This window comes from Leifsonia sp. NPDC058292 (assembly GCF_042880955.1).
Classification (GTDB): domain Bacteria; phylum Actinomycetota; class Actinomycetes; order Actinomycetales; family Microbacteriaceae; genus Leifsonia.
The window spans coordinates 12597-32640 of the sequence record NZ_JBHVYL010000018.1 but is presented as its reverse complement, the minus strand read 5'-3'; the positions used below and the strand labels follow the sequence as shown (position 1 = coordinate 32640).

The 20044-nt window shown below is 67.3% G+C and carries 15 protein-coding genes; 6 read left to right on the top strand and 9 right to left on the bottom strand.

Annotation, left to right across the window (positions count from 1 at the left end):
- Window positions 1-135: 135 nt before the first annotated feature.
- Window positions 136-924 (bottom strand): GNAT family N-acetyltransferase, encoded by a 789-nt coding sequence (locus ACFVWR_RS11470; protein WP_387211586.1) that lies wholly within the window; start codon window positions 922-924, stop codon window positions 136-138.
- Window positions 925-1039: 115 nt separating this feature from the next.
- Here ACFVWR_RS11470 and ACFVWR_RS11465 point away from each other — a divergent pair, with 115 nt between their 5' ends.
- Entirely contained in the window at window positions 1040-1336 is a 297-nt protein-coding gene (locus ACFVWR_RS11465; protein WP_387211583.1) for a hypothetical protein, read from the top strand.
- A gap of 30 nt (window positions 1337-1366) precedes the next feature.
- On the opposite strand, the gene galU is transcribed toward ACFVWR_RS11465, so the two are convergent.
- The 4 genes from galU to ACFVWR_RS11445 are packed head-to-tail and all read right to left on the bottom strand — an operon-like array spanning window position 1367 to window position 6818.
- On the bottom strand, window positions 1367-2422 hold the full coding sequence (galU, locus tag ACFVWR_RS11460; RefSeq protein WP_387211711.1) for a UTP--glucose-1-phosphate uridylyltransferase GalU: 1056 nt from the start codon (window positions 2420-2422) through the stop codon (window positions 1367-1369).
- A 31-nt stretch (window positions 2423-2453) separates the two neighbouring features.
- A complete protein-coding gene (locus ACFVWR_RS11455; protein ID WP_387211580.1) occupies window positions 2454-3845 on the bottom strand; it encodes a UDP-glucose dehydrogenase family protein in 1392 nt (463 codons plus the stop codon).
- 14 nt (window positions 3846-3859) lie between these two features.
- Window positions 3860-5308 (bottom strand): glycosyl hydrolase, encoded by a 1449-nt coding sequence (locus ACFVWR_RS11450; protein ID WP_387211577.1) that lies wholly within the window; start codon window positions 5306-5308, stop codon window positions 3860-3862.
- Window positions 5301-6818, bottom strand: a complete 1518-nt coding sequence (locus ACFVWR_RS11445) for a glycosyltransferase (protein ID WP_387211574.1) — start codon at window positions 6816-6818, stop codon at window positions 5301-5303. The genes ACFVWR_RS11450 and ACFVWR_RS11445 overlap by 8 nt, the downstream gene beginning before the upstream one ends.
- A gap of 591 nt (window positions 6819-7409) precedes the next feature.
- On the opposite strand from ACFVWR_RS11445, the gene ACFVWR_RS11440 reads away from it, so the two are divergent.
- Window positions 7410-8000 (top strand): nitroreductase family protein, encoded by a 591-nt coding sequence (locus ACFVWR_RS11440; RefSeq protein WP_387211571.1) that lies wholly within the window; start codon window positions 7410-7412, stop codon window positions 7998-8000.
- A gap of 15 nt (window positions 8001-8015) precedes the next feature.
- Here the strand turns inward: ACFVWR_RS11440 and ACFVWR_RS11435 are convergent, their stop codons facing one another.
- The 4 genes from ACFVWR_RS11435 to ACFVWR_RS11420 all read right to left on the bottom strand — a co-directional run bounded on the left by ACFVWR_RS11435 (window position 8016) and on the right by ACFVWR_RS11420 (window position 14635).
- Window positions 8016-9065: a zinc-dependent alcohol dehydrogenase family protein gene (locus ACFVWR_RS11435; RefSeq protein ID WP_387211568.1), complete on the bottom strand. Its 1050-nt coding sequence runs from the start codon at window positions 9063-9065 to the stop codon at window positions 8016-8018.
- Window positions 9066-9213: 148 nt separating this feature from the next.
- Window positions 9214-11373 (bottom strand): ATP-dependent Clp protease ATP-binding subunit, encoded by a 2160-nt coding sequence (locus tag ACFVWR_RS11430; protein WP_387211565.1) that lies wholly within the window; start codon window positions 11371-11373, stop codon window positions 9214-9216.
- Window positions 11374-11462: 89 nt separating this feature from the next.
- Window positions 11463-13526, bottom strand: a complete 2064-nt coding sequence (locus ACFVWR_RS11425; protein ID WP_387211562.1) for a ricin-type beta-trefoil lectin domain protein — start codon at window positions 13524-13526, stop codon at window positions 11463-11465.
- Between the two features lie 56 nt (window positions 13527-13582).
- Window positions 13583-14635 (bottom strand): LacI family DNA-binding transcriptional regulator, encoded by a 1053-nt coding sequence (locus ACFVWR_RS11420; RefSeq protein ID WP_387211559.1) that lies wholly within the window; start codon window positions 14633-14635, stop codon window positions 13583-13585.
- A 105-nt stretch (window positions 14636-14740) separates the two neighbouring features.
- On the opposite strand from ACFVWR_RS11420, the gene ACFVWR_RS11415 reads away from it, so the two are divergent.
- From ACFVWR_RS11415 to ACFVWR_RS11400, 4 genes are read left to right on the top strand one after another with little or no spacing between them, the layout of a single operon-like run.
- Window positions 14741-16117: an ABC transporter substrate-binding protein gene (locus ACFVWR_RS11415; RefSeq protein ID WP_387211556.1), complete on the top strand. Its 1377-nt coding sequence runs from the start codon at window positions 14741-14743 to the stop codon at window positions 16115-16117.
- Window positions 16118-16166: 49 nt separating this feature from the next.
- Window positions 16167-17078 carry a carbohydrate ABC transporter permease gene (locus ACFVWR_RS11410; protein WP_387211708.1) on the top strand — a complete coding sequence of 304 codons (912 nt, stop codon included), beginning with the start codon at window positions 16167-16169 and terminating at the stop codon, window positions 17076-17078.
- Between the two features lie 3 nt (window positions 17079-17081).
- Entirely contained in the window at window positions 17082-17972 is an 891-nt protein-coding gene (locus ACFVWR_RS11405; RefSeq protein ID WP_387211553.1) for a carbohydrate ABC transporter permease, read from the top strand.
- A gap of 37 nt (window positions 17973-18009) precedes the next feature.
- Window positions 18010-20043 carry a glycoside hydrolase family 2 protein gene (locus tag ACFVWR_RS11400; protein WP_387211550.1) on the top strand — a complete coding sequence of 678 codons (2034 nt, stop codon included), beginning with the start codon at window positions 18010-18012 and terminating at the stop codon, window positions 20041-20043.
- Window position 20044 lies beyond the last annotated feature (1 nt).

Here is a 20044-nt window from a genome sequence, read left to right as displayed (position 1 = left end):
AGCGGAATTCTCCGCTAGAGTTCAAGAGTCGACAGAGGAACCCGAATATCCTCTACCGATAACCCCGAAACGTATGCCGGGCGCGTGAACCACCCCTAGGGTCCATGCTCCCGGCATCGTGGTTTTAACCGGGCGCTACCGCGTGAAGTAGACGTACGACGAAGCCCGCTCGAACCCGAGCCCGTCATAGAGCCGAATCGCGGCTGTGTTGTCGGCCATCACCTGCAGCCAGAGCTTGCCGATGCCGTAGCTCTGCGCCGCCGATGCCAGCGCCAGGATCGCCGCTCGGGCGCGGCCACGCCGGCGGGCGAGCGGATGCGTCGCCACCGCGAACAGGCCGCCCCACTCGCCGACCAGCGCGAGTCGTGCGACCGCCTCGGGGGTACCGGGGGCGGGCACGGCCGCGTACAGCGCGGGACCGCCGGTGAGGATCTCGCGGGCGACCGACTTCGCGGCGTCGTCGCCGCGCCCGTCGACCGACCACCACAGGTCGAGCCACGCGTCGTCGGGCGCATCGGAGACATCGACGCGCGGCGACTTCCACAGTGCAGGAGCAGGGGTGGTCCCGGCCGCCAGCACGTCGTCGATGGCGGCGACCATGATGCCGGTGGCCGAGTGCTGGGCGTAGCCCCGGGCGATCAGGTGCTCTGCCACACCCGCCGGGGTCGCTTCGCTGACCTGGAACACGGCCGGTAGGTCGCGGCGCGCGTACTCGCGCTCCACCGCATCCACCGTCGCCCCGATGTCGGGCACGGGCTGCGACGGCAGCGCGGAGTTCGCCCGGTTCGTCACGCCGGAGGAGAAGCGCAGCGACCATCCGTCGACCTCGGTGCGCTGCACTGCCGGCCAGCCACGGTCGGCCAGGTCGTCGAGCAGCGCCGGCGTGACACCCGCGATCCGTGTGCGTGAGGGTGTCGCGTCCATCCGAACACCCTATCCGCGTACAAGACGCGACTCACGGCATCGACGGCGGCTCTTGACCTGGCGCGCGGCGCGCGTAGCGTTGGCTCGCGGCAGTACCGACGAGAGGACCCGAGCCATGACAGAGACGTTGAGCGACTCCCAGGTGGAAGGACTGAGCGCGAAGACCGTCGCGCACGTCGTGCATTACCGGCGCAAGACGTATGTGACCCGGCCGTCGGAAGGGTATGCGCTGTTGAAGCGCATCCGCACCCTGCTCAAAGACGGCACCACCGATCTCGTTCCCCTGGTGCACCGCGACGGTTTCGTGTGGTTGGCGATCGGGCCGGCCATCCCGATCTCCGTCGACGAGATCGAGACGGATGCCGGACACAGCGAGAAGCACACGCTGAAGCGGCTCGGCCTCGAGGACTGACCCCGAGCCCGAGCCGCAGACGCGGAGCGCCTACTCGAGCGCCGGAACCAGCTCCTTGTCACCCTTGGCCGCCTTGCGCGTCGAGGCGACGACCGGCTCCGGCGCCACAAGTGGCTCGACCGGCAGCGACTCGATCGGCGCAGGCTCGACCGGCGCACCGGCGGCCTCCGCGGCGTCCAGGGCCGACTCCGGCGCGGAAGTGCCGACGAACTCGCGCAGCCACGGCACGAGGTCGGGGCCGAGGTCGGGCCGGTCGGAGGCGAGCTGCACGATGGCCTTGATGTAGTCGAGCCGGTCGCCCGTGTCGTAGCGGCGGCCGCTGAAGATGACGCCGTGCACGCCGCCCGTCCAGTCGGGAGCGCTCGCGAGGCCCTGCAGCGCATCCGTCAGCTGGATCTCGCCGCCCTTGCCCGGCTCCGTCTTCTCCAGGATGTCGAAGATCTCCGGGCGCAGAACGTACCGGCCGATCACCGCATAGTTCGACGGTGCGCTCGCCTGATCGGGCTTCTCCACCAGGCCGGTGATGCGCACGACGTCGTCTTCGTCGGTCTCCACCACCGCGGCCGCTCCGTAGAGGTGGATCTGACCGGGGTCGACCTCGAGAAGCGCCACGACGGTGGTGTTGCGCTCGCGCTGCACGTCGAGCATGCGGGTGAGCAGCTCATCCCGCGCGTCGATGATGTCGTCGCCGAGCAGAACAGCGAACGGCTCGTGACCGATGTGCATCTTGGCGCGCAGCACGGCGTGACCGAGGCCCTTCGGGTCGCCCTGGCGCACGTAGTGCATGTCGGCCAGACCGGTCGAGTGGTTGACCTTCTCGAGCCGGTCGGTGTCGCCCTTGCGCGCCAGGGTGTCTTCGAGCTCGGTCGCCCGGTCGAAATGGTTCTCGAGCGCGTTCTTGTTGCGGCCGGTCACGAGCAGAACATCGTGCAGCCCTGCGTTCACAGCCTCCTCGACGACGTACTGGATGGCCGGCTTGTCGACCACCGGCAGCATCTCCTTCGGCATCGCCTTGGTGGCCGGAAGGAAGCGGGTGCCGAGCCCTGCGGCGGGGATGACGGCTTTCGTCACGAAATGGGTCACGATCTTCTCCTGTCGATGATGCGGTGGAAGGGTCTCAGCGGAACGCGAGCTCGGCGAGATCGTCGGCGAGCGGCGCGACCTCGGGAACGCGGCCCATCGACAGCACGCTCCAGCCGGCCTTGCTCCACGTGGTGGCCGGCAGGCAGTTGCGCGCGTCGATGACGGTGCGGTGGTTCACGATGCCGCCGAGCGCCACCGGGTCGGCGTCGATGAACTCGGGCCACTCGGTGAGAACCACGGTCACGTCCGCCCCGGTCACCGCCTCCTCGACGGAGTCCACGTAGCCGAGCGTCGGGAACATGCGTTGCGCCGTGGCACGAGCCTCGGGGTCGTAGACGACGACTTGGGCTCCGCGCAGGTGCAGGGCCGCCGCCACGTTGAGCGCCGGCGAGTCGCGCACGTCGTCGGTGTGCGGTTTGAACGCCGCCCCGAGAACGCCGATGCGCCGGTTGAGCACCGAACCGCCGCACGCCTTCAGCGCGAGGTCGATCACGCGCTGGCGGCGTCCCATGTTGATCTCGTCGACCTGCTGCAGCAGTCCGACGGCCGAGTGGGCGCCGAGCTCGCCGGAGCGGTGCATGAGCGCGCGGATGTCCTTCGGCAGGCATCCGCCGCCGAAGCCGAGGCCGGCGTTCAGGAACTGGCGGCCGATGCGCTTGTCGTGGCCGAGCGCATCCGCGAGCAACGAGACATCGGCACCGGCGACGTCGCAGATCTCGGCGATCGCGTTGATGAACGAGATCTTTGTGGCGAGAAAAGCGTTCGCGCTCACCTTCACCAGCTCGGCGGTGGGCAGGTCGGCGACCAGCACGGGGGTTCCGGATGCGATCGGCTGCGCGTAGACCTGACGCAGCACGGCTTCCGACTGCGCCGAGGTTCCGCCGAAGACGAGACGGTCGGGAGCGAGCGTGTCTTCCACGGCTTTGCCTTCGCGGAGGAACTCGGGGTTCCACACGACCTCGGCGCTGATTCCGGCCGGCTGCGCGTCGGCCACGATGGCGCGCAGCCGCGCCGCCGTTCCGACGGGCACCGTCGACTTGCCCACGATGAGCCCGTCGTGGGTGAGGTTCGAGGCGATCGACCGGGCCGCCGTCTCGACATAGCTGAGGTTGGCGGCGAAGCTCCCCGACTGCTGCGGGGTGCCGACGCAGATGAAGTGCACATCCGACACCGCCGTCGCCTCGGCCAGGTCGGTGGTGAACCGCAGGCGGCCGGATGCGACGTGCCGCTTGATCAGCTCGGGCAGGCCGGGCTCGAAGAACGGCACGCGCCCTTCGCTGAGCTCCTCGACCTTGCGGGGATCGGTGTCGACGCCGATGACGTCGAAGCCGAGTTCGGCCATGGCGGCCGCGTGGGTGGCGCCGAGATAGCCGGTGCCGATCACGCTGATGCGCGGTGCGGGGAGGTCCTTAGGCAGCTTCTTCATGATGGTCTGTCCTTTCACTTGGCCGGTGTGAGCGTGAAATGGTCTTCGGGCTTGGTGATGCCGGCGATGAACGCCGACAGGGAGTCGGCGCGCGAATCGATGCGCCAATCGTTGGTGGCGCGGGTGCCTTCGACGTAGCTGGTGACCGCGAGGTTGAACCAGGAGAAGCCGATGATGTCGTCGTTCTCGGGTTTGCCGAGGGCGTCGAAGAACGAGGTGATCCATTGGGCCTTGTGGCCCTCGGTCTCGGATGCGCCGACCTCGGAGAGCATGATCGGCTTGTCGGTGAGCGCCCGCAGCCTGTCGAGGCTCGCCTTGAACGTGTAGTCGAACGAGAAGTCGTTGTCGGCCTTGTACGGCGGGCGGAAGTAGCCCGAGAGACCGACCCAGTCGACGTAGTCGTCACCCGGGTACAGGCCGTCGAGGTAGCCGTCGACCTTGTGGGTGGCCGGAAGGTTGTTGACGATGTTCGGCGACCAGACCCACATCACGAGGTCGTTGGCGCCCTCCTGCTGGAAGATGTCGTGCACGTGACGCCACATCTTCACGTAGTCGCCCGCGCTGTTCCCGTTGATCGAATTGCCCTGGCCGTCGGTCTCCGACCACGGGTACCAGATGCCGTTCATCTCGTGATCGAGACGGATGGCGAGCGGCAGACCCGTCGAGACGATATCTTTCGCGTACTGGTGCAGGTAGGTGTCGAACGAGCCGCCGATGATCTTCGGCAGGGAGTAGTCCGGTGCGACGTTGGTGTCGTTGCCGGCGTCGATCGGCCGCGACTCCCAGGTCATCATCGGCATGCGGCCCTGCTCCCAGGCGCGGGTCACCGCGTTGGCCCGGAAGGTCTCATCCCAGCCGCTGAAGTAGCCGACGATGTTGGGCTGAACGCCGATCTTCGCACTGGTCGCGTCGAACGTTGCCCAGTTGAACGGGGCCTGCTCGGTGTACATGCCGAAGTACCGGCCGGCGGGCTGCAGCAGTTCCGCCTTCGACGGAGCCGTGATCGGGTCGGGCTGGGCGCCGGAACCGCCACCGGTCGAGCCGGTCTTGGTGCCCGAGAAGCTTCCCGTCTTCGACCCTGCGGCCTTCGCTGCGGCGGCTTTCACGCTGGCGAGGGATGCCTCGGCCATGTTCGCGCGCTGGAGCGCCTGGGCGAGCTGCTTGGCGTTCGACGACTGCGACGCGAGCGCCTTGGCCTGCAGCTGCTTCACGAGCGCCTTCTGCTTGGCGAGCTGCGAGCTGGCGGATGCGAGCTTGCTTTCGAGCTTCGCGTTCTCGTTCGCCAGCGGGTTCACCGCGGTGACCGCCTCGGCGACGGCGTCGCGAACGGGAGCGTTCGACGGGGAGGCCCAGACGAAGGCGGAGATGCCGCCGAGAGCGAGCGCGAAGACGACGAACGCGGCAGCGGTGGCCTGCGATCGTGAGCGGCTCTGCGCCCACCAGGTCGATGCTTTGTCAGACAAGGAAGAAAGCCTCCAGGATCAGGATCGAGAAACCGATCAGGTACGGGATTCCGGCCAGGGGGTTGAGGCGCCGGCGCTCGGCGCGCTTGGCCCGCGCCGGCTTGGACTCCGCCGCGAGGGCGGTGCGCACTTCGGCGCGGGTGGCGAGGGCGGTGGCCGTGGATACGCCGCCGACCGAGTCCGGCAGGGCGAGCGAGGCCGGCGCGGTGGTGCCCGCGGCCGCCGACTCGGCGATGTCGTTGTCGTCGGTGATCTCGGTGGGTCCTCCGGCGTAGGCGCCGGCGCGGGTGCCCCAGCCGGAGGCGTGCGCCATCCGGAAGAACCCGAGGAGCCGGATCGGCATGAGGAAGAAGGTGGAGACGATGATGAACACCGGCAGGCGGAAGAAGTCGGTCGGTTTCTCCGACAGGTGCCGGATCTGCCGGATCGACATGCTGATCACGCTCGAGGCCACCATCAACGCGACCACGGTGATGATGCCGGTCGAGATGCCGTACTCCTTCAAGAACCCCTGGTAGAAGTTGTAGCCCTGCCCCGTGATCGACCGGTAGATCCACCCGCCGAGCACCCCGGCGAGGATGAACGGCAGGATGATGTCCATCACGAAGAAGAACGCCAGCAGGGGTGCGTGGCCGAGCATCCAGGGCAGCATCCGCAACGTGTTGTACTGCGACCCGCGCGCCCACCGCAACTGCTGCTTGAACAGCTTCTTCACCTTCAACGGCGCATCCGTGTACACCAACGAGGTGTGCTGGTAGACGGTGCGATACCCCTCCTTCAGGGTGAGGTTCGTCAGGGTGCGGTCGTCGGAGACCTCCAGGAACACACCGAGGAACTTCTCGGTCATGAACTTGTCCATCACCCGCATCAGAATCGACCGGCGGAACGCGATCGTCCGGCCCGGCAGGCAGCCGATCTGACCGACCACCGACTGCGCCGGCATCGAGTACAGCGCCCGCGAGTTCTCCAACCAGTCCGCCCACCGGGTGATCCAGGTGCGGTTCGGCTCCAGAATCCGCTGCTTCGTCGTCACCCCACCGACCCGGTCATCCTTGAACGGCTTCACCAGTTCGCTCAGCGTGTCCGGCGTCCACACCGTGTCCGAATCCACCAACACGGTGATGTCCCCGGTCGACATCTTCGTCCCGATCATCACCGCGTTCCGCTTGCCGGGGATCGGCGTGTGCGTCCACCGCACCAACGGCGCGAACTCCTCGCACACCTCCACCAGCCCCGGATTCTCCGCACCGTTGATCACCACGATGATCTCCCCCGGACGCTGCTCCACCATCCGCCCCAACACATCCCGAAACAGGTCGAGCGGCTCATCCACCACCGGAACCACCACACTCGTCGACACCGCGAACTCATCGGTGTACGCCCGATACCGGCGAGAGATCACCACCTTCAACAACCACAGAAACCAGATCAACGCGGAGTAGACGGCGAACAGGTACAGCTGCGGATGGCCTTCGAGCATGTGACGGATTTGAAGAATGAAGATGAACACGATGGGACCTTTCGTGATCGACGGGGCGGCATCCGCGGCGTTGAGGACGATGGTTCGAATCGGGTTGATGACGTTTCTAGCTGGGCGCTCCGGCGTGGCGCAAGCGCGGTTCTTCCGCCCCGAAACACACTGGGCGGGCCCCGATGGGACCTGTGGGGCAGGTTCGTTTTGCGAATGGTGTCCGCCGACATGAGGACAGTTCGGAACTGTCGGCACAATGACGGACACGCCCTCGTTCAGGGGTCGAGGAAGCGCCGGTCAGCCGCCGAAACGGATACCGTCTCCGGATGCACACGCCCGGCGGTCGACGTTCGGCGTACCCCACCCGCTGTACCCCGGCTTCGGAGCCGTTTTCGGGCGGTTTCGGGGGCTTGAAACGCCCCCCGAACGGGGTCAGAATTTACATTCTCGAAACAAACCGTTCATCGTCGGGGGCGGTCTGCGTAGCTTTTCGACGCGACCGTTTGACGAACGCGAATGAACGGGCAGCCACTGACAGCTGCCGCCGAACCTGGGAATAGCCCACAGACGGATGCGTTTACATAGATCGGCAATGGAGCCACCCACAGATCCCGCATCCACAGGAGTGACATGTCCATCGCCGAGCTCAACTCGCACGCAGCCGACACCACGGCCGACCTTCTTCCCGCCCTCGCCGAGCGTTGGAGCCCGCGAGCGTTCGACGCCGCGGCGGAGATCGACGAGGCCAAGCTGCACGCCGCCCTGGAGGCCGCCCGCTGGTCGCCGTCGGCCAGCAACTCGCAGCCGTGGCGGTTCGTCGTCGCGCGCCGGGGAAGCGCCGCGTTCGACACCATCGCCGAGAACCTCCTGGGCTTCAACAAGGTGTGGGCCGGTTCGGCCAGCGTGCTCGTGCTCGCGATCGCCGAGGTGATCGACGCCGAAGGCAACCCGCGCCGGTTCGCCACCTACGACCTCGGCCAGGCTGTGGCCCACCTCACCATCCAGGCCCACCACGACGGACTGCACGCCCACCAGATGGGCGGCATCGAGGCGGACGCGCTGCGTGTGGCGTTCGGCTTCGACGAGCGTTTTCAGCCGATCTCGGTCACGGCGCTCGGCATGCTCGGCGACCCGGATGCGCTGCCCGAGCGGCTGCGCGAGCGCGAGCTGGCCCCGCGCACCCGCAACGCCCTCGCCGACATCGTGGTCGTCAACTCCTAGAGGGGCGGGCGGGCGTCAGGGGCGCACGAGCGACTTGATGGCGCGGCGTTCATCCATCGCGGCGTAGGCCTCGGCCACCTCCGTGAGCGGCACCTCGAGGTCGAAGACGCGCCCGGGATCGATCGCGCCCGACCAGACGTCGGGCAGCAACTCCTCGATGTAGTTGCGCACGGGCGCGACGCCGCCGTTGACGCCGATGTTGCTGTTGAACAACGGGCGCACGGGCAGTTCGGGTCCGCCGTTCGGAACGCCGACGTAGCCGACCATGCCACCCGGGCGGGCGGAACGGATCGCCTGGTCCATCGACTCCTTGGTGCCGACCGCCTCCAGCACGCAGTCCGCACCGATGCCGTCGAAGAGCTGCTTCACGGCGGCGACGCCCTCGTCTCCGCGCTCGGCGATGATGTCGGTCGCGCCGAACGCACGCGCGAGTTCCTGCCGCGACTCGTGGCGGGACATCGCGACGATGCGGGATGCGCCCAGCCGCGCCGAGGCGAGCACGGCGCAGAGGCCGACGGCGCCGTCACCCACGACGACGACCGTGCTGCCCTTGGTGACCCCGGCGGAGACCGCGGCGTGGTGGCCCGTTCCCATCACATCCGAGAGCGTGAGGAGGCTCGGGATGAGCTCGGCGCGCGGATACTCGGGCGTCGCCACGAGCGTGCCGTCGGCGTGGGGAACGCGAACCTTCTGCCCCTGCCCACCGTCGGCGAACCCGCCGAGCTTGTCGTCTGCGCCCCACCATCCGCCGTTCAGGCAGGATGTGCTGACACCGTTGAGGCAGTTCACGCAGGTCATGTCGCAGTCGTAGAACGGCGCGATCACGAAGTCTCCCGGCTTGATCTTCGCCACCTCCGCGCCGACCTCCTCGACCACACCGACGAACTCGTGTCCGATGCGGCGGGGTGCGGTGGTGGGAACCACACCGCGATAGCCCCAGAGGTCGGAACCGCACACGCAAGCGGCGATGACGCGGACGATCGCGTCGCCGCCGGTGGAGAGAACAGGGTCGGGAACGTCTTCGACACGAACGTCGCGTTCACCGTGGATAACAGTCGCAAGCATGCTGACGAGCCTACGCTCCCGCTCCGCCCGCCGGCCCTGTTGCGCCCGCCCGCAGCACCATCGAGGGGTCCCGACACCCCGTGCCGTGAGGCACTCAGACGGCGTGTCGGGACCCCTCTGTTCGGAACCGGACTCGGTGCCGGTGTCGTCAGTCGCGGGCCGGGGTGACCGTGAGGGCGCTGTGGTCGGGCGCGACGTCGACGCGCACCAGGTCGCCGTCGCGGATCTCACCGGCGAGCAGCGCGGTGGCGAGCCGGTCGTCGATCTCCTGCTGCATCAGCCGGCGCAGCGGCCGCGCTCCGTAGATCGGGTCGTAGCCGCGCTCGGCGAGCCAGCGTCGCGCATCCGGGGTCACCGCGAGTTCAAGGCGGCGCTCCTGCAGGCGGCGCATCAGTCTGTCGATGTTCAGTTCGACGATCTCGCCGAGCTCCTCCTTGTCGAGGGTCTCGAAGATCACGATGTCGTCGAGCCGGTTCACGAACTCGGGCTTGAACGCCTCGCGCACGAGCTGCTGAACGGCCTGCACCTTCTCTTCCCGGCTCAGGGTCGGGTCGACGAGGAACTGGCTGCCCAGGTTCGAGGTGAGGATCAGGATGGCGTTGCGGAAGTCGACCGTGCGACCCTGCCCATCCGTGAGCCGCCCGTCGTCGAGCACCTGCAGCAGCACGTCGAAGACCTCGGGATGCGCCTTCTCGACCTCGTCGAGCAGGATCACCGAGTACGGGCGACGGCGCACGGCTTCGGTCAGCTGACCGCCTTGCTCGTAACCGACATAGCCGGGAGGAGCACCGACAAGCCGCGACACGGAGAACTTCTCCCCGTACTCGCTCATGTCGATGCGCACCATCGCCTTCTCGTCATCGAACAGGAAGGCGGCGAGCGCCTTCGCGAGCTCGGTCTTGCCGACACCGGTCGGCCCGAGGAACAGGAAGGAGCCCGTCGGCCGGTCGGGGTCGGAGATGCCCGCGCGGGTGCGGCGCACCGCATCCGCGACCGCTTTCACGGCCGGCTTCTGACCGATGAGACGCTTGCCCAGCTCGGACTCGAGGTGCAGCAGCTTCTCTGTCTCGCCCTTGGTGAGCCGGTCGACGGGGATGCCCGTCCACGCAGCGACCACCGACGCGATGTCGTCGCTGGTCACCTGCTCGTTCACCATGCGGGGCCGGTCGGGATGCTGTTCCGCCTGCTCGGCCTCGGCCAGTTCGCGCTCGATGGCAGGGATGGTCTCGTACTCGATCTTCGAGGCCTCCTGGTAGCGACCCTCGCGCAGAGCGACGTCACGTTTCGTCTTGGCCTCGTCGAGTTGTGAGCGCAACTCGCCGACCCGGTTGAGGGATGCCTTCTCCAGCCGCCAGCGCTCCTGCAGTTCGCCGAGCTCGGCCTCGCTCTCGCGCAGCCGCGCCTGCAACTGGGCGAGACGCTCTTTGCTGGCTTCGTCTTTCTCCTTCTTCAGCGCGAACTCTTCGAGCTTCATCCGCTCGACCACGCGCTGCAGCGTGTCGATCTCGACCGGGGCCGAGTCGATCTCCATCTTGAGCCGGCTCGCGGCCTCGTCGATCAGGTCGATCGCCTTGTCGGGCAGCTGACGCGCCGTGATGTAGCGGTTGGAGAGGGACGCGGCGGCCACGAGGGCGGAGTCTTCGATGGTGACACCGTGGTGCGCTTCGTACCGACCCTTCAGCCCGCGAAGGATGGCCACCGTGTCTTCGACGCTCGGCTCACCCACGTACACCTGCTGGAAGCGGCGCTCGAGGGCGGCGTCTTTCTCGATGAACTCGCGGTACTCGTTGAGTGTGGTCGCCCCGATGAGACGGAGCTCCCCGCGGGCCAGCATCGGCTTCAGCATGTTGGAGGCCGCGACCGACCCCTCGCCGCCGCCGGCGCCCATCAGGATGTGCAGCTCGTCGACGAAGGTGATGATCTGCCCCTCGGCGTCGTTGATCTCTTTGAGCACGGCCTTCAGCCGCTCCTCGAACTGGCCTCGGTACATCGCGCCGGCCACGAGGGCGGAGAGGTCGAGGGAGACGAGCTGTTTGCCTTTCAGCGAATCGGCCACGTCACCCGCGACGATGCGCTGGGCAAGACCTTCGACGACCGCCGTCTTTCCGACGCCGGGCTCGCCGATGAGCACGGGGTTGTTCTTGGTGCGTCGCGTGAGCACCTGGCTGATGCGGCGGATCTCGGCGTCGCGCCCGATCACCGGATCGAGCTTGCCGCTCTTGGCGATCTCGGTGAGGTTCACGCCGTACTGTTCGAGGGCGCTCTTCTGCTCCTCCTGGGTGGAGGGTGCGCCTTGCATGTTAGCCATTCGCATCCTTTCGTCGTCTCGCAAACTTGAGTCTACTAGGCTCAACTTTCGAGCGCACCCCCCTATTCCAGGTTGCTACGAGAAGGCCGTCACACGGCGACCTTCCACTGCTGCGGCCAGAGACCGTTGCAGTCGTAGAGGGCGAGATCCGTTCCCGGGGTCAGATTGCCCGCCGGCAGGTCGAGGCACCGGCCCGACTCGGGATTCAGGAGCGAGCCGTTCGACTGCACGGCCCACTTCTGGCCGCCGCTGCCGTTGCAGTCCCACAGCTGAATCGGCGTGCCGTTCGCCGTCGCCGTGCCGGCCCCGCCGACGTCCATGCACTTCCCGAACGCCTTCACGGTCTGATCGGGCGAGACGGTCCACTGCTGACCCGGAACGCCGTTGCACGTCCAGGTCTGGATGGCCCGGCCGTTCACCGCCGTGTTGGTGTCGACGTCGACGCAGAGCGCGTTGTTCGCCGGCCCGGTGATGGGCCCGGTCGGGTACCCCGGCAGGCTGAACACCTGTGTCCACAGCCCGTTGCAGTCGTAGAGCTTCAGGTCGGTGCCGTCGGCCGTGTTGCCAGCCGGATCATCCAGGCATCGGCCCGACTGCGGGTTCAGCAGCGCACCGTTCGCCTGGGCGCGCCATTGCTGCGCACCCGAGCCGGCGATGCACTCCCAGAGCTGCACCTTGGTGCCGTTCGCCGTGCCGTTGGCGTCGACGTCGAGGCATTTGCCGAAGGCGCGGATCGTGCCGTCGGAGCTCACCGACCACACCTGGCCGGTGGCCGTGCCGCAGGTCCAGAGTTGGGCAGGATTGCCGTTGGTGGCGGTGTTCGTGTCGACGTCGAGGCACTTGCCACCGGGTGCACCGACGGTCCCCGTCGGTCCCGGAAGGCTGCCGCGCCCGAAACGAAGCTCGCACTGATTGCCCTGACCGAGCCAGGTGGCGGCGAAGTAGACGTAGCTCGTGCCGTCTTCGCGCGGGATGGCGGGGGTCGAGTATCCGGGGCAGGACGGAACGCCCGTGGCGTAACCGCCGGTCGGGTTCACGGTCACCGGCGTCGCCGCTTCGGTCCACGCGCCGGCGCCCAGGTTGGTCTTGGTGAACAGAACCGTGCCGGACTCGGCGAGAACCGTCTTGTTTCCCGTCGGACCCGAGACGACGCGCTGGCCGGAGAGCAGCAGCGTTCCGTTCGCTCCCCCACCGGGCGCCCAGGAGATGAACGGCGTGTGCAGGAGCTGGCGACCGTCGGCCGTGCTGACGAGCGTGCCGGCCGTTCCGGCCGCGCCCCAGTTCAAGCCGTCGGAGCTGAACTTCACGTAGACCTCGCAGGCGTGGTCGGCGTTCGTCGCGTCACGGCACAGTTCGTAGGACATGACGAACGATCCGTTCGGCAGGGCGGCGAAGGTCTGCATCCCGGGGCGCGCCAGGTTGTCGTTCGGAAAGACCACATCCTGTGTCTGGGTCGAACTCCAGGTCACTCCGCCGTTCGTCGACGTGTAGTGCCCGATGGCCTGGTTGTTCGTGGCGGAGTTCGCCGGGCGCTCGTCGGAGATGAAACACGCCAGGGTGTTGTTGCTCGTGACGAGGAACGACGGCTCCCAGATGCCATGACCCCAGGTGTTCGGCATGCCGCTGGTGGAGGTGCAGTCCGACAGGTATTGCCAGCTCTGGCCCTTGTCGGTGCTGCGGAACACCTCGACCTTCTGGGTCGTGTAGTTGCCGACCTGCCAGGCCGTGCCCGCCGCGAGCACGTCGCCCTGGTTGAGGCCGGTGATGGTGCGTGGAACCTCGTAGAGAGTCGGCGCCTCGATGTCCCAGCCTGCGGTGTGCGAGGAGATCGTGGAGATTTGACTCCAGTTCCCTCCGCCGTCGGTGCTCCGATAGATCGGCAGGGTGCCCGGAGCGCCGTGGCCGCCCTTGGCGAAGGTCGACAGCATGGTCTGGTTCGCCGACCCGTCGAAGTCGAGCCGAGTGGCGCGCGGATAGCCGGCGGTGCCGTTGGGATAGGTGTTCAGGTTGGGTGAATACAGCACCTGACCCGGCGTTGCCGCAGAAGCGGCAAGGGGAGGGCCGATGGCGTCCAGGGCGGTGACCGCGAGAACCGCGGTGACCATCAGAACGAATCCGGCGAGCACGGATCGCTTGCGAGCGACTCCGGTCATGGGAACTCCAATCTCGAGCGCCAGCCTCTTTGCCGACGTTGCAGATCAGGGTGCCATTAATTTGCAATCGTTGCAATAGCGGGATCGCGGGCATCGCTGCGCGCTCCCGTGCTCTCCCTGGGCAGCAGGATGTGAGGCGCGACGATCTCCTGCGTCGGCAGACCGGGGTCGTCGATCCGCGCCGCGATCCGCGCTATCGCCTGCTCGGCGATGAAGGGCGTGTCCAACGAGACCGTGCTGAGCGAGGGCCGCGCGTAGCGCCCCTCTTCGATGTCGTCGATCCCGATGATGGCGATGTCGTCGGGCACCTGCAGCCCGGCGTCGAAGACCGCGCGCGCTGCACCCATCGCGAGCAGATCGGAGTAGCAGAAGATCGCATCCGGTCTGGGCGACTGAGACAGCAGGGAGGTCGCTGCCGCGTAGCCGTCGGCGCGACTGTAGTGGTCCGCCGCGCGGACGAGGGCCGGGTCGTGCTCGAGACCCGCTCGCTCCAGCGCCCTCTCGTATCCCTCCGTGCGCTGCAACGGGGTGGTGTAGTGCTCCTTGGGCTGCGTGCCGATGGCCGCTATGCGGGCGCGGCCGATGTCGATCAGGTGCGTCGTGGCGTCGGCTGCCGCGCGCACGTTGTCGATGGCGACGTGGTCGAACCGTCCGTCGAACGTGTGCTCACCGAGCAGCACGAGCGGCATGCTCTGCGACGCGTTCACCTCGCTGAGCTCGGCCTCGGTCGCGAGCGGCGCGAACAGCATCCCATCGAACAGCATGTTGCGGTCGGTGCCGCGGAGGAGGTCTTGTTCGCGGTCGTGGTCGTGCCCGGTCTGGTCGATCATCACCTGGTAGCCGACCTCGGCGGCCGCGGTGATGACATCCCGGGCCAACTCGCCGAAGTACGGCACATCGATCTCGGGCACCACGAGCGCGAGCAAGCCGGTGCGGCCCGTACGCAGCGTGCGGGCGACAGGGTTCGGTCGATAGTCGAGCTCTTCGATGGCCTGCTGCACACGAGCCCGCATCTTCGCACTCACGTGCTCGTATCCGCTCACGACATTCGAGACGGTGCGCACGGAGACCTGCGCCCGCTCGGCGACATCCCGAAGCGTTGCCGGCATGCTGTACCCCTCCCGCCAGTAGACGATTCATCCTAGCGTTTGCAACGGATGCAAACGTCCTGTAGCGTTTTGCATACGTTGGCAAACCCCGCACAAAGGAGTGTCATGAAGTTCACGAACCCGAGAGGGCGCAAGGCCGCGATCACGCGGATCGTCGCCCTCGGAACAGCCGGCCTGGTCGCCGTCGGCCTCTCCGGCTGCGGACCCGACATCGGCTCCGCGGCGCCCAGCGCTTCGAGCACGGTGCTCACAGCCCCGACCGAGAAGTCCCCGAAAGGCGAGATCACGATCTGGGACCGCTCCGGCGACCTCTTCAAAGTCTTCGACGCCGCCATCGCCGACTTCAACAAGGTCTACCCCGACATCAAGGTCAACCACGAGGCTGTCGACATCGACGCCAAGCTGCAGAACACCCTCATCACAGGCACCGAGGTGCCCGACGGCGTCTTCCTCGACGACGCGAAGGTCGGAGGGTATGCCGACTACCTCTGGAACCTCAAAGATGTGCTCGCGCCGTACACGAAAGACATCGCCAAGCAGAAGGTCGACGTCAACACGGTCAAGGGTGGCATCTACGGCGTTCCCTTCGACCTCGACCCGGGGCTCCTGTTCTACAACGAGAAGGCGCTGACCGCGGCCGGCATCGACCCGGCCTCGATCAAGACCTACGACGACCTCGTCGCCGCGGGCAAGAAGTATCAGGCCTACAAGCCGGGATCGAAGCCCATCCACCTGGAGCAGAGCGCCTTCCTCGGGCAGCTGCAGCTGGAGATGTACGCGAGCCAGCTCGGCACGAGCATCGCCGACGCCGACGGCAAGCTGCGCCTCGATTCGCCCGAGTACAAGCAGATCCTCGGATGGCTCGACGAGGTTCAGAAGCAGGGCCTCGGCACCCGCGCCGAATACCTCAGCCCGAGCGACATCGGTGCGCTCGACTCCGGTGACGAGGTCTTCTACCCGTGGTCGATCTGGTTCGACTTCGCCCCGCAGCAGCAGCTGACGGCGACGAAGGGCGACTGGAAGGCCATGCCGCTCCCTGCGTGGAAAGACGGCGGCGCACGAAGCGGAGCCATGGGCGGCTCGTCGTTCGTGCTCCCGAAAGACGGCAAGAACTCCCAGCTGGCCTGGCTGTTCTACAAGTTCCTCATGTACGACGAGGCCGGATACACCGCCGTCTACGGGCCGAACGACGTCTACCCCGGCGGACTGAACACATCCATCCCCGCCTATGAGCCGGCCGCGAACCCCGACAAGCCGCTGTTCAAGCCGATCGAGGCGATGGGAAACCAGGATCTCTGGTCGACCGCCATCGAGGCCGGCAAGGAGATCCCCGGCGGAGCGCCGCTGCCGACCTGGTGGGCGGGCGCCGTCGACTATCTCGGCAACGACATCCAGAAGATGCTCGACGGATCGCTCACGCCCGACCAGGTCATCGAGCAGTCGTCGAGCGACATCCAGTCAAACCTGATCGACCGCCAGTAGCCATGCCGGGCCGACCCGACCGCCTATCCGAGGAACACCCGTGACGACAATGACAGCCGCACCGACGGCGCCGCCTCCCGTGAAACGGGGCAGCAGAGGCTACTCGGTCCGCAGAGCGCTCGCGCCCTACCTGTTCGTGCTGCCGTTCGTCGCCATCTTCCTCGCGTTCAGCATCTATCCGCTCGTGTTCACGTTGCGCTTGAGCTTCACGAACTGGCACGGATCCGGTGCGGCGGAATGGGTCGGCCTCGGCAACTACACCTACCTGCTCGGCAGCAAGGCCTTCTGGTCGTCGCTGGCGAACTCGGGCATCCTCTGGCTGCTGATCGTGCCCATCCAGATCGTGGTGTCGGTCGTCGTCGCCGTGCTGCTCGACAATGCCAAGCTGCGTCTGCGCGGGTTCTACCGGGTGGCCTTCATCGTTCCGTTCGTCACACCGCTCGTCGCTGTTGCCCAGATCTGGATCGTGCTCTTCGACCAGAACTACGGCGCGGTGAACGGGCTGCTCAACATCGTGGGACTGCCCGATGTGGGATGGCTCGTCACCAGTCAGTGGGCGAAGCCGACACTGGCGCTCCTCTTTCTCTGGAAGACGAGCGGCTTCATCATCATCATCCTGCTGTCGGGTCTGCAATCGATCGACTCCAACATCTATGAGGCCGCCTCGATCGACGGCGCAGGCCGGGTGCGACAGGTCTGGAGCATCACGGTTCCGCTGCTTCGGCGCACGATCATGTTCGCCGTCGTGCTGCAGACCCTCGCGGTGTTCCAGATGTTCGCCGAGCCGTTCGTCGTCACGAAGGGAGGCCCGTACGGCTCCACCACGACCGCCGGCCTCTTCCTCTACAACCACATCACCCGAGCCGACCTCGGCACCGGCGCTGCCAACTCGTTCCTGCTCGTCATCGTCGTCATGGCGCTGTCGCTCGGGTTCGTGCGACTCCTGCGCGCGAAGGACTGAACCGTGACCACGACCACCGCTCCCACCCCTGCGCCCACCACGCGCCGCATCAGCCGCCGGCCGCTCATCGGATCGAATGTGTTCCTGATGGTGCTCACGGTCGCCTTCCTCGCTCCCGTCGTGTGGGCCGTGCTGTCGGCCTTCAAGCCGGCCGGCGACATCATCCGCGACCCGCTCGGCTTCGACCCGTCGACGTTCACGCTCGACAACTTTCGCGGGATGTTCCAGGACGTGCCGATCGCATCCGGCTTTCTCAACACCGGCATCGTGCTGGTCGTGAAAGGCGCGATCACCCTGTTCTGTGCGCCGCTCGCCGCGTACGCCTTCGCCAAGTACGACTTCCGCGGCAAAAACATCATCTTCGCGACCGTGCTGCTGACGCTCATGCTGCCGACGATCGTGCTGATCATCCCGCTGCTGCTCGAGATGAAGGAGCTCGGCTGGGTGAACACCTACCAGGCGCTGATCCTCCCCGGCTCGGTCGACGCATTCGCGATCTTCTGGATGCGCCAGGTCATCGCCGCCGTGCCCGACGAGCTGCTCGACGCCGCCCGCGTCGACGGGTGCGGCGAGTTCGGCATCTTCTGGCGCATCGTCGTGCCGGTCATCCGTCCCGGCCTCGCCGGCCTCGCCGTGCTCACGATCATGAACATCTACAACGACTTCGTGTGGCCGGTGGTCGTCGCCAGTTCGAGCAAGATGGCGACCCTGCAGGTCGTGCTCTCGACGCTGGCGCAGAACATCTCCGGCAACAAGGTGGGCGCCGACTACGCGACCGTCACCGGTGAACTGCTCGCCGCGAGCTCGGTCGCGCTCATCCCACTGCTCATCCTTTTCATCGTGCTCCAGAAGCACTTCATCAACGGCATCCTCGCCGGCAGCGTCAAAGGCTGATCGCATGCGCGCCGAACGAACGAAAGGCACTCACCCCATGTCCGTCCCGAAGCCCGAGTATCCGCGGCCCGACTTCGACCGATCCGAGCGCTGGCTCACCCTCAACGGCGACTGGGGGTTCGAGCCCGCAGGCGGCGAGCCCACGTCGATCGTCGTGCCCTTCGCCTGGGAGACGAGCGCGTCGACCGTGCACCGCACCTGGCTGGAGAGCGCCGTCTACCGGCGAGCGGTCACCGTGCCGACGGAGTGGAACGGCAGCCGCGTCATCCTCAGCTTCGGGGCTGTGCACCACGTCGCCCGCGTTCTGGTCGACGGGCAGCTGGTCGGCGTTCACACGGGCGGGTACACCTCGTTCGAGTTCGACATCACCGAGTTCGTGACGCCCGGTGAGCCCGCCGAACTGGCCGTCGAGGTGCACGCCCCTGCCGACAAGCGGGCCATCCCGCACGGCAAGCAGCGCTCCATCCCGCAGGACGACTACGACGGCGTCTCGTTCACACCGACCTCGGGAATCTGGCAGTCGGTCTGGCTCGAAGCGCGCGGCCGCACCTACGTCGCCGCCGCGGCCGTACGCGGAGACTCGCTGACGGAGTTCGCCGTCTCGGGCTCCGTGGCGGGGGATGCCGCCGCCGGTGCATCCGTCGTCGTCACGGTCGAGGGCAGGCAGACGACCATCGTCGCGGATGCGGACGGCCGGTTCGAGGGCATCCTCGCCCTGGAGGATCCGCGGCTCTGGAGCCCGGCCGACCCGCAGCTGTACTCGATCAAGTTCCGCGTCGGCGATGGCGCCGCAGCCGACCGCGTGGTGGCGACCGCCGGGCTGCGCAGCATCGAGACGCGCGGCGAGAGCCTCTACCTCAACGGTCGCCGCCTCTACGTCCGCGGGGTGCTGGATCAGGGCTACTGGCCCGAGTCCGGCCTGACGGCACCGGACGACGTCTCGCTCGTGCGCGACCTCGACCTGGCCCGCGAGCTCGGCTTCAACCTCGTGCGCAAACACCTCAAGTTCGAGGAGCCGCGATGGCTGCACGAGGCCGACCGGATGGGCATGCTCGTCTGGGCGGAACCCGCCTGCCCCAGCCGTTTCACTCCCGAAGCGGCGCAGGCGTTCGAAGAGCAGCTCCCCGATCTTGTGCAGCGCGACGGCAACCATCCCTCCATCGTCGTGTGGGGACTGTACAACGAGGAGTGGGGTCTCGACTGGGACATCCCGGGGAGCAGCGAACGCGCCGATGCCGCCGTGCACGCCTACGAGACGATGCGCGCGCTCGACCGTTCGCGCCCGATCGTCGAGAACTCGGGATGGTCGCATGTGCGCACCGACCTCGTCGACTGGCACTACTACGACGAAGACCCCGCGAAGTGGGCGGCGAACCTCGCCGCCCTCGCGAGCGGCGAGAAGGAGACGTTCGAGGTCAAGCTCGGCCCCGACTTCTTCGTCGACAAATCCTTCTACGGGTCGGCCGACTTCCCGCGCGCAGGCGTGCCGATTCTGAACAGCGAGTTCGGGGCCGGGTTCACCAGCCTCGAACGGGCCTGGCACGTGCGGTGGCAGACCCAGGAGATCCGCCGCCACGACCGGTTCGCCGGCTACGTCTACACCGAGCTCACGGATGTGGAGCACGAGATGGCGGGTCTGCTCGACACCGAGCGCCGCCGCAAAGACTGGGGCGGCTTGAACCCGGCCGACAGCAACGCCGACACGGTTCTCGTGGTCGACCTCGTGCCCCAGCGCGCCGGCGCAGACATCCCGGTTCCCAGCGAGCCTCTGGTGTTGGATGTGCGCGTCTCGCACCACGGCGAGACGAGCATCGACGCGGTTCTGCACGCGGCCTGGTCTGCTCCGGGTTCACCGCTGCCACCGGCGAGCCGCGAGGCGGTGGATGCGCGGGCGCCGCAAACGGTCGAGCCGTTCGCCGTGTCGGAGCCCGTCAGTCTGCGCTTGCCCGCTCCGAGCGGCCCCGCGAGGCTCCATCTCTGGCTCGAGGTCGACGGGCGGTCGATCGCCCACACGTTCGTCGATGCCGCCGAGATCGAGCAGCCGAACCGCCGCGGAGCTCGCACGAGCTGAG

Coding starts and splice junctions, on each gene's coding strand:
- ACFVWR_RS11415 (WP_387211556.1), top strand. CDS start 14,741: ATGAAGTTCACGAACCCGAGAGGGCGCAAGGCCGCGATCACGCGGATC.
- ACFVWR_RS11430 (WP_387211565.1), bottom strand. CDS start 11,373: ATGGCTAACATGCAAGGCGCACCCTCCACCCAGGAGGAGCAGAAGAGC.
- ACFVWR_RS11465 (WP_387211583.1), top strand. CDS start 1,040: ATGACAGAGACGTTGAGCGACTCCCAGGTGGAAGGACTGAGCGCGAAG.
- ACFVWR_RS11400 (WP_387211550.1), top strand. CDS start 18,010: ATGTCCGTCCCGAAGCCCGAGTATCCGCGGCCCGACTTCGACCGATCC.
- ACFVWR_RS11435 (WP_387211568.1), bottom strand. CDS start 9,065: ATGCTTGCGACTGTTATCCACGGTGAACGCGACGTTCGTGTCGAAGAC.
- ACFVWR_RS11440 (WP_387211571.1), top strand. CDS start 7,410: ATGTCCATCGCCGAGCTCAACTCGCACGCAGCCGACACCACGGCCGAC.
- ACFVWR_RS11420 (WP_387211559.1), bottom strand. CDS start 14,635: ATGCCGGCAACGCTTCGGGATGTCGCCGAGCGGGCGCAGGTCTCCGTG.
- ACFVWR_RS11410 (WP_387211708.1), top strand. CDS start 16,167: ATGACAGCCGCACCGACGGCGCCGCCTCCCGTGAAACGGGGCAGCAGA.
- ACFVWR_RS11425 (WP_387211562.1), bottom strand. CDS start 13,526: ATGACCGGAGTCGCTCGCAAGCGATCCGTGCTCGCCGGATTCGTTCTG.
- ACFVWR_RS11455 (WP_387211580.1), bottom strand. CDS start 3,845: ATGAAGAAGCTGCCTAAGGACCTCCCCGCACCGCGCATCAGCGTGATC.
- ACFVWR_RS11470 (WP_387211586.1), bottom strand. CDS start 924: ATGGACGCGACACCCTCACGCACACGGATCGCGGGTGTCACGCCGGCG.